Origin of the sequence: Alicyclobacillus fastidiosus, assembly GCF_026651875.1 — a bacterium.
Lineage (GTDB): Bacteria > Bacillota > Bacilli > Alicyclobacillales > Alicyclobacillaceae > Alicyclobacillus > Alicyclobacillus fastidiosus.
Genome location: NZ_CP104067.1, coordinates 2,746,241 through 2,759,238 on the forward strand (window position 1 = coordinate 2,746,241; position 12,998 = coordinate 2,759,238).

Annotated in this window: 15 protein-coding genes; 14 read left to right on the forward strand and 1 reads right to left on the reverse strand. The window is 54.8% G+C overall.

The window, feature by feature from the left end; genetic code table 11:
- The first annotated feature begins 95 nt into the window (after window positions 1–95).
- From NZD89_RS13675 to NZD89_RS13715, 9 genes are all read left to right on the forward strand, one after another.
- Window positions 96–1,508, forward strand: coding sequence for an amino acid permease (locus NZD89_RS13675; RefSeq protein WP_268008237.1), 1,413 nt, complete (start codon window positions 96–98; stop codon window positions 1,506–1,508).
- Window positions 1,509–1,574: 66 nt separating this feature from the next.
- Complete coding sequence (locus tag NZD89_RS13680; protein ID WP_268008489.1) at window positions 1,575–2,057, forward strand: NUDIX hydrolase; 483 nt, start codon at window positions 1,575–1,577, stop codon at window positions 2,055–2,057.
- Entirely contained in the window at window positions 2,054–3,214 is a 1,161-nt protein-coding gene (locus NZD89_RS13685; protein WP_268008238.1) for an endonuclease Q family protein, read from the forward strand. The genes NZD89_RS13680 and NZD89_RS13685 overlap by 4 nt, the downstream gene beginning before the upstream one ends.
- Window positions 3,215–3,276: 62 nt before the next feature.
- On the forward strand, window positions 3,277–3,948 hold the full coding sequence (spoIIM, locus tag NZD89_RS13690; RefSeq protein WP_268008239.1) for a stage II sporulation protein M: 672 nt from the start codon (window positions 3,277–3,279) through the stop codon (window positions 3,946–3,948).
- A gap of 13 nt (window positions 3,949–3,961) precedes the next feature.
- Window positions 3,962–4,288, forward strand: a complete 327-nt coding sequence (locus NZD89_RS13695; protein WP_268008240.1) for an RNHCP domain-containing protein — start codon at window positions 3,962–3,964, stop codon at window positions 4,286–4,288.
- A gap of 21 nt (window positions 4,289–4,309) precedes the next feature.
- Window positions 4,310–4,534: a hypothetical protein gene (locus tag NZD89_RS13700; RefSeq protein WP_268008241.1), complete on the forward strand. Its 225-nt coding sequence runs from the start codon at window positions 4,310–4,312 to the stop codon at window positions 4,532–4,534.
- 137 nt (window positions 4,535–4,671) lie between these two features.
- The gene (gene xerD, locus NZD89_RS13705; protein WP_268008242.1) at window positions 4,672–5,559 is read left to right on the forward strand and encodes a site-specific tyrosine recombinase XerD; all 888 of its coding nucleotides are present in this window, start codon (window positions 4,672–4,674) and stop codon (window positions 5,557–5,559) included.
- Between the two features lie 25 nt (window positions 5,560–5,584).
- Window positions 5,585–6,766 (forward strand): phosphopentomutase, encoded by a 1,182-nt coding sequence (locus NZD89_RS13710; protein ID WP_268008243.1) that lies wholly within the window; start codon window positions 5,585–5,587, stop codon window positions 6,764–6,766.
- A 143-nt stretch (window positions 6,767–6,909) separates the two neighbouring features.
- Window positions 6,910–8,172, forward strand: coding sequence for a D-alanyl-D-alanine carboxypeptidase family protein (locus NZD89_RS13715; RefSeq protein WP_268008244.1), 1,263 nt, complete (start codon window positions 6,910–6,912; stop codon window positions 8,170–8,172).
- An 82-nt stretch (window positions 8,173–8,254) separates the two neighbouring features.
- Here NZD89_RS13715 and NZD89_RS13720 read toward each other — a convergent pair whose 3' ends face one another.
- Window positions 8,255–9,550, reverse strand: a complete 1,296-nt coding sequence (locus NZD89_RS13720) for a helix-turn-helix transcriptional regulator (protein WP_268008245.1) — start codon at window positions 9,548–9,550, stop codon at window positions 8,255–8,257.
- A gap of 183 nt (window positions 9,551–9,733) precedes the next feature.
- Here NZD89_RS13720 and spoIIAA point away from each other — a divergent pair, with 183 nt between their 5' ends.
- The 5 genes from spoIIAA to NZD89_RS13745 all read left to right on the forward strand — a co-directional run bounded on the left by spoIIAA (window position 9,734) and on the right by NZD89_RS13745 (window position 12,997).
- Window positions 9,734–10,078, forward strand: a complete 345-nt coding sequence (spoIIAA, locus tag NZD89_RS13725) for an anti-sigma F factor antagonist (protein ID WP_268008246.1) — start codon at window positions 9,734–9,736, stop codon at window positions 10,076–10,078.
- Window positions 10,079–10,083: 5 nt separating this feature from the next.
- Window positions 10,084–10,545, forward strand: a complete 462-nt coding sequence (spoIIAB, locus tag NZD89_RS13730; RefSeq protein WP_268008247.1) for an anti-sigma F factor — start codon at window positions 10,084–10,086, stop codon at window positions 10,543–10,545.
- Between the two features lie 14 nt (window positions 10,546–10,559).
- Window positions 10,560–11,315 carry an RNA polymerase sporulation sigma factor SigF gene (sigF, locus tag NZD89_RS13735; protein ID WP_268008248.1) on the forward strand — a complete coding sequence of 252 codons (756 nt, stop codon included), beginning with the start codon at window positions 10,560–10,562 and terminating at the stop codon, window positions 11,313–11,315.
- A 182-nt stretch (window positions 11,316–11,497) separates the two neighbouring features.
- A complete protein-coding gene (gene spoVAC / locus NZD89_RS13740; RefSeq protein ID WP_431308610.1) occupies window positions 11,498–11,959 on the forward strand; it encodes a stage V sporulation protein AC in 462 nt (153 codons plus the stop codon).
- 15 nt (window positions 11,960–11,974) lie between these two features.
- Window positions 11,975–12,997 (forward strand): stage V sporulation protein AD, encoded by a 1,023-nt coding sequence (locus NZD89_RS13745; protein ID WP_268008250.1) that lies wholly within the window; start codon window positions 11,975–11,977, stop codon window positions 12,995–12,997.
- The last annotated feature ends 1 nt before the right edge of the window (window position 12,998 follow it).

The window sequence follows — 12,998 nt, forward strand, 5'->3', positions numbered from 1 at the left end:
ATACGGATACCTGGTGTACTTTACCGGATAGTTGGTATACATGGATTTGATGTACCCAATAATACCCCTTGAATATTTTCTGGGGGGTATTGTTGTTGAGCCAGACCACGTCCGTTCGTACGACCCCGCGTCAGAAGGCGATGGGGACGCCGGTTCAGGCCAAGGGGAGCATGAGCTTACCGGAATTGATCCTAGTCGGTGTCGGTGGAATCATCGGAGCAGGGTTTTTCCTCGGCTGCGGATTGCCGATCTCGACGGCCGGACCGGGCGTCCTCATCTCCTTCGTCCTTGGCGGCCTGATTACTGCCCAGGTGATTGGATCGTTGAGTTCCGTCGCATTGGACCACCCGGTCGAAGGGGCGTTCAAAGTCTACGCCGACATGTATCTCGGGAGGTATCTCGGCTACATGCAGGGGTGGACGTACTACTTGACGAGTATTCTCACGATTTCGAGTGAAGCAGTGGCTTCAGCCATTTTCGTCCGAGTGTGGTTGCCACACGTGCCATTGTGGGTCTTGTCGTCCGGCTTTGCGGCGCTGATTTTGCTGATCAATGCGTTTGGTGTTGCGAATTTCGGGCGTATTGAGTCCGTGATGAGCGTGATCAAAATCGCAGCCCTGGTCGGCTTTGTGGTCTTTGTGGCCTTGATGCTGTTCGGGGTGCGGCCCCACACGCTGACGAACCCGATTTCGATGACCGCAGGAACCGGCTTTTTTCCACACGGCGTCACAGGCATCTTTCAATCGATGCTCATCGTCATTTTTTCGTTCGCGGGAATCGGCGTGTTTGCGACCGCGGCTGTCGAGTTAAAACATCCAAAACAGCTGGACAAAGGGGCCGTCCTCACGATTGTCACGTTGACCGCGTTGTACGTGTTGTCGATTGGGACGCTGCTCATGATTCTGCCGTGGTCGAGGGTGAGCACGAACATCAGTCCCTTCGTTCAGGCGCTGCAGTTCGTCCACATGCGGGCGCTGGCGGATATCCTGAATGCGGTGATCCTCGTTGCGGCATTCAGCGTGATGGCCGGTGCCGTCTTCTCCGCGAATCAAATTCTCGCGAGTCTTGGGCACACAGGCGAGGCGCCCAGGTTGTCGATTCGAACGAGTAGGCATCGCCACGTCCAATATGGCGCACTCTTGTTCACGACCATCGGAATTGCCATCTTTCTCACCCTCTCGTACGTCCTTCCGTCAAATGTGTATAATTTCTTGGTGAGTGCTTCGAGCTTCTTGACCTTCTTTAATTACTTCATGATGTTGGCCACGTTTCTTTCGTGGCGCCGCAAGAATCGGGCTAAACAGGTTTCAAGGCTCGCGTTTGGCCAGCCTGTGTCGACGTTCCTGACGATGGCCGCGGTGTTATTTTTGGCCATCTACGCTCTGACGGAGCGCGAGCAGCGCCTCGGCTTCTACGCTTGTGTGGCGATGAGCGCGTTGCTTTCGATTGGGTACTTTTTTACTCGGAAATACAAACAGGGTATGAATGACGCCAATTCTTCGGGATGATTGGGAGTGAGGTTCGTGACGCAAGAGGAACGTACGCTGCACGAGGAAGAATTGTACGCTGGACGTATGATTCAATTGAAAAAAGTGACGGTTGAGTTGCCAAATGGGAAACAGAGTACGCGGGAGGTCGTGGTTCATCCGGGGGCGGTCGCCGTACTCGCCGAACCGCAACCAGGGACTGTGATTCTCGTCAGACAGTATCGAAAAGCGTGTGAAACGTCGCTTTGGGAGATCCCCGCAGGCAAGTTGGAACCCGGTGAGGATCCCGACGCAGCCGCCATCCGCGAATTGTCTGAGGAGACCGGGTACAAGGCTTCGCACGTCGAGAAAATCTACCGCTTTTACACGAGTCCTGGGTTTGCGAACGAAGTGTTGCACGTCTACTATGCAACGGATCTCGTGGCAGGTGACGTGCACCTGGATGAAGACGAGTTTGTGGAGATGGAGCGGTTCACGAGAGCCGACGTGACGCAAATGATGCAGCGCGGCGAGATAAACGACGCGAAGACGCTCGTGGCGCTTCTCTGGTGGTGTCAAACGGACCGTTGAACGCCTTTGATGCAGATTTTCATATCCATGTCGGCCGCGCCCTCGGCAAGCCAGTGAAGATTGCCGCTGGGGCGAGTTTAACGCTCGACAACCTGCTTCACCACGCGGCATATGTCAAGGGGCTCGACGTCGTCACCGTGATCGACGGGGTGTGTGACAACGTGCTTGTGGAAGTGGAGCGGCTCGTGAGCGATGGACTGCTCACCCCTGTCGCCGGCGGCGGTCTCTTGTTTGAAGATAGACTTCTCGTTTTGCTCGGGGCAGAGGTGGAGTTATCCGGGCCACTGGGAGGCGCCGCGCACTTCGGCTGCTGGTTTCCGGATGTCGAGCGGGCAAAGGACTTCAACCAATGGCTGAAAACGGTGCAGAAGAACACACAGTTATCCTCCCAGCGCGCCTATACGGACGCCACTGCGCTGGCGGCACAGACGCACGAGCGGGACGGGCTCTTCATCGTTCACCACGCGTTTACACCGTTTAAGGGCATGCTCGGAAACTGTGTCCGGCGGGTCGGCGACTTTCTCGATATCCACGAGGTCGACGCCCTGGAGTTAGGGCTGTCGTCCGATTCCGCGATGGCGGACAGGTTGAGTGAACTGTCCGAATTGACGTTCGTGACGAACTCCGACGCGCACGGCGTGAATAATATCGCTCGTGAGTACAATCGCGTCCGGATGCAGGACTTGAACTTCACGGAGGTGGCAAGTGCACTTCATCGCAAAGCGGGTCGGGGAATCGAGGCGAATTTCGGGTTGCATCCACAGCAGGGAAAGTACTATCGGACGCGCTGTCGCGTCTGTGACGAACTCGTGGCAGAGAACGAGGCCTGTCGTTGTGCGACGGACAAGCATCACGTCTACGGGGTGAAGGATAGACTCGACGACATTTCCGATCTCGTCGAACCCTCCCACCCTTCCCATCGCCCTCCGTACATTCATCACGTCCCCTTACGCGACATTCCGGGCGTCGGTCCCAGTGCGTATCGAAAGCTTCTCGAGGCGTACGGTACGGAACTGGCCATTGCGCGCACGGCGGACGAATCTACTTTGGTGGACGTGGTTGGCGATCGCGTCGGGTGCGTGATCGCGCGGGCGCTGCGCGGCGAATTCACGTGGGAGGCTGGCGGCGCGGGGACGTACGGAAAGATCATTTTCTAGTCTATCTGCACGAAGTCGCTCATAGATTGAGATTGAGAGACTTCGTTCAGGAGGGACATCCATTGAAGCCACGCATCGCAGCCGTTATCACGCCACAGACCTTTCCGTCCGTCCGCCTGTACCCGTTGACCCAGTTCGTCCGCCGCAAAGCCTTGAAGCACTTGCACCTGTGGACCTTTCTTTCGGGGGTGACCTTGTGTGGATTGGTGTTCGGCGCAATTGTGGCCGGACAGTTGGGCCAGACGGATCGCCTTGTGCTCGGCGATGCCGTCCAACACCTGTTTATCGCCATCAAGCAGGACCAATTGGCCTCTGGCAGCCAGCTGTTCTCGCAGCGGTTGATCGCCGACGTCCAGTTGCTGGCGCTCATTTGGTTGTTTGGGGTCTCGGTCATCGGCATCCCGTTTGTCATTGCGACGATTTTTCTTCGTGCCTTCACGGTAGGGTTTGCCGTCGGTTATACGACGTTGCAATTCGGATGGAAGGGATTCTTGTTATCCGGTACCGGAATTTTTTTGCATCAGCTAGTGACCTTTTTGACGTTGTTTGTCGCGGCCGTGACGGCTATTCGGTTCTCGCAGCAGGTTCTACTGCACTCTCTGCCAGTACCCAAACTCACCTTGCGGCTTACGCAATATACCGGAACGTTCGTCCTGTGTGGCGGCGGACTGATGCTGGGGTCGGTGATTCAAGCATTCGTGGTGCCGCACTTGTTGACGAGTGTGATCTTCTAAGGAGCGTTGTGGATTGAGACAATTTACACATCGAAACGAAGCTTTTATTTGTGCGAATTGCGGATTCGCGGTCGAGCCGAGTGAGCGCAGCTGTCGCAACCACTGCCCGAGCTGTCTCTACTCTGTGCATCTCGACATTCACCCGGGTGACCGCGCGGCGGATTGTGGAGGGTTGATGAAACCGATTCGCATTGAATATCACAGCAAGAAAGGTTATCAGATCGTTCACCGTTGTCAGACGTGTGCATACGTCTCGAGAAACATCGTCCAACAAGACGTGCTCGTCCAACCTGATGACCAAGAGGCGGTGTTGCGCCTCATGACGCACCCGGAGGAATAAGTTTATGATGAGGTGATTCGCGTGGCGCAATTGTTATCGTTTCTCCGGACTTTGTGTATCACCGTGTCCATCGCCTTAATCGTCTTTTTCCTGCTTCAGGCTGAGAACTTTTTCCGATCCCGCCCCCTCGACCACACGCCCTCCCCGCCATACGTATCCGTCCTGACGCAAGGACAAGCGCCTGGCGAACATCCTTTCCAGACGTGGCTGTTCGGCCTCTTTTCCGATATCCGGTACGGTGACTGATAGAGGGCATGGTTTGGAGCGGTACAGCAATTTCGCGAAGTGTCACTTCCTGTCGAAACAGGGCAGGACTTTAGGTATCCTACGTGGAATACACGTACATGACATTTGGTAGTCGGATACGTTAAAGGAGTTTCGCAATGGACGAGTGGATTCAACGCTTTGTAGAGTACTTGACGGTGGAGAGAGGATTATCCACCAATACCCTCGAGTCGTACGAACGAGATTTACATACATTTGAGTCGTACTTGGTCAAGCGTGGGTCGTGCGTCGTTCAGGATGTACAGCAACACCATATCATCGCTTTTCTCGGCTATCTACATGAGGCAGGGCGGGCCAATTCCACTATCTCGCGGAACCTGGCGAGCATTCGCTCGTTTTTTCATTTTTTGATTCGTGAGGATTTCATCTTGCAGGATCCGACCGTCCACGTGGATACGCCAAAGATAGAGAAGCGCCTTCCACGCGTTTTAACGCCGGAGGAAGTGGAGTCGTTGTTGCGCGCGCCGGATCAAAAATCCCCATCGGGCTTGCGAGATTATGCGATGCTAGAATTGTTGTACGCGACGGGCATCCGGGTCAGTGAACTCGTGTCGCTTCAGGCTACGGATGTGCACTTGAGCAGTGGCTTTTTGAGATGTATGGGCAAGGGCGGCAAGGAGAGAATTATTCCTATCGGAGAATACGCGGTTCATGCGCTCTCCAGTTATCTCGAGCGCGCTCGACCGCACTTCGTTCGCAAGACGAAGCATGAGGCCCTTTTCTTGAATCACCACGGGATGCAGATGTCCCGCCAGGGGTTTTGGAAAATCCTTAAAAAGTACGCCCAAGAGGCCGGGATTTTAAAGGATATTACACCACACACGCTGCGCCATTCTTTTGCGACCCATTTATTGGAACGAGGTGCAGATTTGCGCGCTGTGCAGGAAATGTTAGGGCATGCTGACATTTCCACTACACAAATTTATACTCACGTGACCAAAGGCCGTCTGAAGGAAATCTATGCGGCGGCACACCCTAGGTCGTAATGTGAATCGTTCGGAGTGAATGAAGATGAGGGATACACGGCGTTTGATTTGGATTGTCCTCGATAGTTGCGGTATTGGCGCCGCCGAAGATGCAGCGTCGTACGGCGAGTCGGATGCGCAGAGCAACACATTTCTGCACGTCGCACAGGCGGTAGGTGGCCTCTGCGCTCCGAACTTAGGCAAGCTCGGGTTGTCGCGCATTGTTAAAATCCCCGGTGTCGACTCCAGTCAGTCACACGGCGCATATGGCAAGATGCAGGAGCAGTCCCATGGTAAAGATACGACGAATGGCCACTGGGAGTTCGTGGGAGTTGTATTGGACAAGCCGATGCCCACCTATCCGCACGGTTTTCCGAAAGAAATCATCGAGCCGTTTGAGCGTTACGTAGGTAAAGAGGTGCTTGCGAACAAGCCAGCCTCCGGAACGGTGATCATCGAAGAGTTCGGCAAGCAACATATCGAGACGGGCAGGCCCATCGTGTACACGTCGGCGGACAGCGTGTTTCAAATCGCTGCGCACGAAGACGTGGTGCCTGTAGATACCCTCTACGATTGGTGTACATACGCACGTTCGATTTTAACGGGTGATCACGCGGTAGGCCGCGTCATCGCACGCCCATTTCGGGGGACACCTGGAAATTTTGAACGCACGGACAGGCGTCGGGACTACTCGCTGACATTTGGCAACACGGTGTTGAATTCCTTACAAGACGCTGGAATTCCCGTTGTGGGAATTGGTAAAATCGGAGACATTTACGGCGGGTCAGGCATCAGCGAGGCCATTCACACGCACGACAACGCGGACGGGATGAAGGTCTTGATGGAATACATGGACAAGCAACCAGAGGGGGTACTCTACGCCAATCTGGTCGACTTTGATTCCAAATATGGCCATCGCAACGACCCGGTAGGATTCGCCAGGGCCATTGAAACGTTCGATGTTCAGCTCGGTGAATTGCTTCCTAAATTGAAGGACACTGACGTGTTGTGTATTACCGCAGATCACGGATGTGACCCGACCGTGCCAGGTACTGATCACACACGTGAATACGTTCCAGTACTAATGTATAAGCCTGGCATGACAAAGGCCCTCGATTTAGGCATCCGGCCGACGTTCGCAGATCTAGGAGCCACTGTCGCCGATTGTTTTGGTATCAAAAATCCACGGGCAGGCACGAGTTTCTGGCCACAAGTGATGGCGGATTGACCTAAGGCACCCCATACATCATCGCAGATGCGGCGGACCGTACACCCTGGTTGGGGACGGTCCGCTTCTTTATATTTTAGAACCGTAGAGCGCACAATAACCTCGGATTGTATATCAGGAGATTCAACCGAGGAGGGTCAGCCATGCATCAGTGGAAACGAACCGTGTCGGCTACAGCCATCAGCGCCATTGTGCTCGGGGCAGGCATGCTTACAGGACCATCTACATCCGCGTCGGTCAGAGCCGCATCCGCTGCTACCAGCGACACGAGACTGGTGCCCGCGAACAGCACAGCGAAGCCCGCACCAGCGCCTGCTTCCGTCCCTGATATCGCGAAAGAGGCGCGTTCGGCCGTCGTGATGGACGCGGCGACGGGAAAGGTCCTATACGAGAAAGATGCGCACAAGGAGCTCCCGATGGCCAGCATCACGAAAATCATGACGATGCTCCTGACGGTGGAGGCGATTGACTCAGGTCGTCTCAAGTGGACCGATCAAGTCAAGACGAGCGAATACGCGGCGAGCATGGGTGGATCGCAAATTTTTCTGGAACCTGGAGAGTCGATGACCGTACACGACATGGTCAAGGGCATCGCGGTTGCCTCTGCGAACGACGCCTGTGTCGCGATAGCTGAGCACTTAGATGGAAGTGAAGAAGCATTCGTGGCGCGGATGAATCAGCGGGCCAAGCAACTTGGGATGGATGACACGCACTTTTCGAACAGCAACGGGTTGCCGGCACCGAATCATTATTCAAGCGCACACGATATCGCGACGATGTCGCAAGCCCTCTTGCAACATCCCGAAATTACGAAGTTCACGTCGATTTACAGCGACTATTTGCGCAAGGGTTCCGCGCGCCCTCTGTGGCTTGTGAACACAAATAAATTGGTTCGGTTCTACGATGGTGTCGACGGGTTGAAAACCGGCTTTACTCAAGAGGCCAAGTATTGTCTTTCCGCTACGGCGCAGAAGAGCGGATTTCGCGTGATTGCCGTCGTCATGGGCGAACCGAAACCAAAAGTGCGCAACGCGGAAGTCACAGGGATGTTAAATTGGGCGTTTGCGAACTACACTTCGAAAGTGCTGTACCCAGCTGGGCAGGTAATGGGCCAGGCGAAGGTGGTCAAAGGTGTCAAGGATAAAGTCGACGTGGTCACTGCGACTTCAGTCGGCCTGCTGACGAAGCGCGGCGAAGATGGGGCGTATCGGTCGGAGGTCGTCATCGACAAGGTAAAGGCGCCGATTGTAAAGGGTCAAAAAGTGGGTGAGCTGAGAGTAGTCCGTCAGGGCCGCGTCGTTTCGATGGTTCCGCTCGTGGCCAAGGCCGGCGTCAAGCGAGCCAACTTTATGCAGGGGCTTGGAAAGACGATGAAAAAAGTCATCACGTTTGGGGCTGCCGATTAAATGCATCAGGGTGGAACACTGCGTCGCTCGACCATTATCGACAACGTGTCGAGCGACGCAGGATTGAGGCGGAAATTCTCATTTACGCGGAAATATTTTGATTTGTCGGTTTGTGGTCATTGCTGACCAGTTGTTCGGCCTGTGCCATACACTCCGCGATGGCGTCGCGTTCACGTCCGGATTTGAGCCAACACTGCCTGCGCACGTCCTGAAACGCGAGCCACAGAGACGTCGGCTGTTCTGCCGAGAGGAGCCGGCGACCTCGTTCAATCTCCCGCAGTGCAAACTCCACGGATCCGTTCATCACATGAATCCTCGCCCGCAATAGACGAAGTTCTGCCTCTATTTCTGGAGCGATATTGGAGCGGTGCAAGGCCGTATCCGACTCGGCCAACACGCCCTCGAAATCGTCCAAATGCCAATAAATCAACGCCAATTCGTGGTGGATAGCCAACATCAGCAAGTCGTCCTTGTCGGATATGGATGACCGCAGCGACTGAATGTACTCGAGCGCTTCCTTGTGGCGCTCTGCTGCTCTGAGAATCACACTTCGGTTGATCCGGCACTTGGCCGCTCCCTTGACATTTTGAGCAGTCACGTTGATGGCAATCGCCGTGTCGATATAGGCGAGTGCCAAGTCAAACTCCCGCAACTGCATCAAAGCACACGAAAGACCTTGATAGACTTTTGCCGTATCAAAATTTCCGCCGAATCGATTCATGAGGGAAAGCGTCTCTTCATACGTTTGACGAGCGCGCTGCCAGTTGCGCTCGTCCAGGTAGATGCGCCCTAAATTCGAGTAGATGCGCACGGCGACGGGCATTTGAATGTCCGGGTTCTGCTGGAGCAACTCCGCAGCGCGTTGCCAATACATCCTCGCCACGCGGTCCCGCTTCAATCGACGCAGCACGATGCCGACGTTATAGTAGCCGTGAATGGCCGTTGCGACGTCGTTCTTCTCGTAACCAGCTTGGATGACACATTCGTACATCCTACAGGCTTCGTCAAGTTTCCCCAGCTTGAGGTAGCAGTTCGCCATCTCATTGTAGACGACCTCTGCTTTGAACTGCGGGGATAACGGCCAAGATAAGGTCTGCAGGAGAGAGAGGGCCTCTTCGTACAGCTCTCGGTCTATGAGGTTGCGGGCGGTTCGATAGTTCTGCAACTCATCCGATTTATCCAATAAATCAGACTCGAAATAAGACGAGTCAACCTGCAGCCGACGCGCGATGTGTTGCAGTAACGCTGCAGAAGGTGTTGCTCGATCAGATTCGATCTGACTGATCATGCTAGCCGTGACAATTCCATCCGCGAGGGCTTGCTGCGTTAATTTTTGCTTTCTGCGAAGAGTCCGAATTTTTTTGCCGAGCGTGTCCATAAATGCCCTCCTAGCCCTCTATCAGATTTTTAGTCCATTGTACTATGTTCGGCGAACAGATTGAAACGGGTGATTTGTCGAAATAGGTAGAAATACTTCTAGTTTTGTCGCGATGCAGGATTCATCTTGGCAAAAGGCTAATTGTTTCAGCCAAAGCGGTACATATGAAGGGAGATAACAACGGTGTCAGTCAATTCACGTTATGAGAATGGCGTGCTCGTCATCAGCCTTCAGGGGGAACTCGACCATCACGCGGTGGAACAAATGCGTGACGACATTGAGGAACAACTCGCACATTCCGACTATCAGGGATTAGTGATGTCCTTCCGAAATATTGACTTCATGGATAGCTCCGGACTGGGGCTCATCTTGGGGCGGTTTCGCAGCGTCTCTCAACGCGGCGGTCAAATGGCACTCTGTGAAGTTGGCCCGTCCTTGAAGAAACTATTCGAAATGTCTGGGCTGTTAAAAGTCCTCCCCTTATATGAAGCAGAAGATGTCGCTGTGCAGGCAGTGAAAGGAGCGTGAAGGTCGTGGAGCGTATTGTGAGTGAAGTACAGGTTGACAATTACTTGCGGCTTCAATTTGCCAGCCGTTCCGAAAATGAATCGTTGGCTCGCGTTGCGGTTGCTTCCTTCGTAGCGCAGTTGGACCCGACCATGGAAGAGCTCACAGAACTCAAGACAGCCGTGTCCGAAGCCGTCACCAACGCCATCATTCACGGGTATGAAGAGCGCGACGGGGAAGTGCGCATTGAATGCGCGTTGTCTAATCACTCTGTGAAGATTGTGATTGAGGACGAGGGGGTGGGCATTCCTGACCTCGAGGAAGCGCGTCAGCCCATGTACACTTCGCGGCCGGAACTGGAGCGGTCAGGGATGGGGATGACGATCATGGAGAGCTTTGTCGATCAGTTAGAGGTGGAATCGACCGTGGGGCGCGGGACGCGCGTCACGATGATCAAGACGTTTGGTACAGACCGCGTCCAAATGTAATGGGGGTCTCGTAAATGGATCACGCTAAAGAGACTTCCGCGAAGAACAAGAAGCTGACCGACGATGAAGTGCGCTCGCTCATCGACGCGAGTCACGAGGGTGACCAGGACGCCCGCGACCGTTTGGTGATTCACAACCAGCGCCTAGTGTGGGCTGTCGTACAACGCTTTTTAGGGCGCGGATACGATGCGGACGACCTCTTTCAAATCGGCTGTATTGGGTTGATGAAGGCGGTCGACAAATTCGATCTGTCGTACGACGTGAAGTTCTCGACGTACGCGGTACCGATGATTATCGGTGAGATTCAGCGTTTTTTGCGGGATGACAGCACGGTGAAGGTCAGTCGGAGTCTGAAGGAAACGGCGAAGCAAATCCGCCACGTTCGAGACAATCTCGCCAAACAACTGGGGCGCCAGCCGCATATCACGGAAGTCGCAGAAGCGATGGGCATGGAGCCGTCGGAAATCGTGTTCGCGCAGGAAGCTTTGCGGGCGCCGACGTCGATTCATGAAACCGTCTATGAAAACGACGGAGATCCGATCTATTTGATGGACCAAATCGCCGATGAGGACACTCAGGGGCGATTTGACAAAATCGAATTACACGAAATCATCGGACGACTCCCAGAACGCGAGCGATATATCGTGTACATGCGATTTTTTAAGGATAAAACGCAAAGTGATGTGGCGCGGGTATTGGGCATTTCGCAGGTTCAAGTCTCGCGCTTGGAGAAAAAAATTCTTCAACAGATCAAGGAACAGTTGGAGTGAGGGCGGCACGTGCCGCCCGTTCGCCCTCTGGAGCATAAGAGCCTTCACATCGGTACGCGCCGTTTGCCGTGTAGCGATGTGAAGGCTCTTTTTGGCTGCCGTGCCACCGATCTGACGAAGCCCGCGTTAGGACAGTGGAACTTGGGCACAATACCCCGCGAAGATTGATTGACGTTGGGGGAATGTTCGTGAGTGTAACCAAGGCGGATCGAGACAGATATCAGCAATTGGTCAAACAACATCGGCCACCGCGAACGGTTGTCATCAACACGATTCGCGCATTTGTCGTCGGTGGCCTCATTTGCGAGCTCGGTCAAATCGTGCAAACCCTGTTTATCCGGTACGGCCACTTTAAGCCGACCGACGCAGGGAATCCAACGGTAGCGGTGATGATCTTCTTGTCCGTGTTATTTACCGCTCTCGGCGTCTACGACCGCTTCGCGCAGTGGGCTGGCGCCGGGTCTGCCGTGCCGGTTACCGGCTTTGCCAACACGATTGCGTCGGCTGCGATGGAACACCGCAGCGAGGGATGGGTCAGCGGTATCGGTGGAAACATGTTTAAACTTGCGGGCCCTGTCATCGTCTTTGGGGTGGTCAGTGCCTTTTTCGTATCGCTCATTCGCTACATTGTCACACATCTGTAAGCAGGGGGGTCGCGCATGCCGAAAATCGGTCGACAAACGTGGGATTTTAGTAAGGGACAGGGCGTTTACGTGGCGGGTGTCGGCACAGTTGCCGGACAGCTTGAAAGTGCCGGTCCGTTAGGCCGGGACTTCGACGTTCACCTTGAGAACGACCGAGTGGACGGCGACACGTGGGAGCATTCTGAACAATCGATGTTCGGGACGGCCGCCCAAATAGCCCTGGAGAACGCGCGCATCACTTCACAAGAACTGGATATGCTCATTGGCGCCGATCTCAATGCACAGCTCACGTCGTTCTACTTAGGGCTTCGCGGGCACAGCGTTCCCGCATTAGGTGTCTACAGTGCGTGTGCGTCCATCTGCGAAGCGCTCGCCATCGGCGGTCTCATCGTCCATACGCAACACGGCCAGCGCGTGCTGGCTGGGACGTCAAGCCACACGAGCACCGCCGAACGGCAGTTTCGCTATCCAACCGAATATGGCGCACAAAAGCCGCCGACCGCACAGCGTACGGCGACCGGATCAGGGGTCGCGGTGCTCACAAACGAGCCGAGTCGAATTCAAATCACGCACGCGACGGTGGGAAAAGTGATGGATTACGGGGTCACCAGCCCCTGGGAGATGGGTGCCGCGATGGCCCCGTCCGCCGCAGACACCATCCGCGCACACCTGAACGACACAGGTCGCAGCTTACGCGACTACGATTGCGTCGCAACGGGCGACCTTGGTCATATCGGGCACACGCTGTTAAAAGAGCTCCTCACGAAGGAGGGGTTGACAGACGTCGGACACCTGACCGACTGCGGTGTACTCATTTACGACTCCGCACAACCGGACGTTTTTTCCGGTGGCAGTGGCGGGGCATGTTGCTCGCTGGTGACGTTTGGGCACCTGTTGAAACGCGTGCTGAATGGCAGTTACAAGCGGATCTTGGTCAGCGCTACAGGGGCGTTACTTTCCGCCGTGAGCGCACAACAACACGATTCTATTCCGGGTGTGTCGCACGCGATTGCCTTTGAACGAAAGGACGGGAATTGAG

Excerpts from the sequence above, each read along its gene's own strand:
- NZD89_RS13680 (WP_268008489.1), top strand. The coding sequence starts at position 1,575 with ATGATTCAATTGAAAAAAGTGACGGTTGAGTTGCCAAATGGGAAACAG.
- xerD (WP_268008242.1), top strand. The coding sequence starts at position 4,672 with ATGGACGAGTGGATTCAACGCTTTGTAGAGTACTTGACGGTGGAGAGA.
- NZD89_RS13710 (WP_268008243.1), top strand. The coding sequence starts at position 5,585 with ATGAGGGATACACGGCGTTTGATTTGGATTGTCCTCGATAGTTGCGGT.
- NZD89_RS13715 (WP_268008244.1), top strand. The coding sequence starts at position 6,910 with ATGCATCAGTGGAAACGAACCGTGTCGGCTACAGCCATCAGCGCCATT.
- NZD89_RS13720 (WP_268008245.1), bottom strand. The coding sequence starts at position 9,550 with ATGGACACGCTCGGCAAAAAAATTCGGACTCTTCGCAGAAAGCAAAAA.
- sigF (WP_268008248.1), top strand. The coding sequence starts at position 10,560 with ATGGATCACGCTAAAGAGACTTCCGCGAAGAACAAGAAGCTGACCGAC.
- spoVAC (WP_431308610.1), top strand. The coding sequence starts at position 11,498 with ATGTTCGTGAGTGTAACCAAGGCGGATCGAGACAGATATCAGCAATTG.
- NZD89_RS13745 (WP_268008250.1), top strand. The coding sequence starts at position 11,975 with ATGCCGAAAATCGGTCGACAAACGTGGGATTTTAGTAAGGGACAGGGC.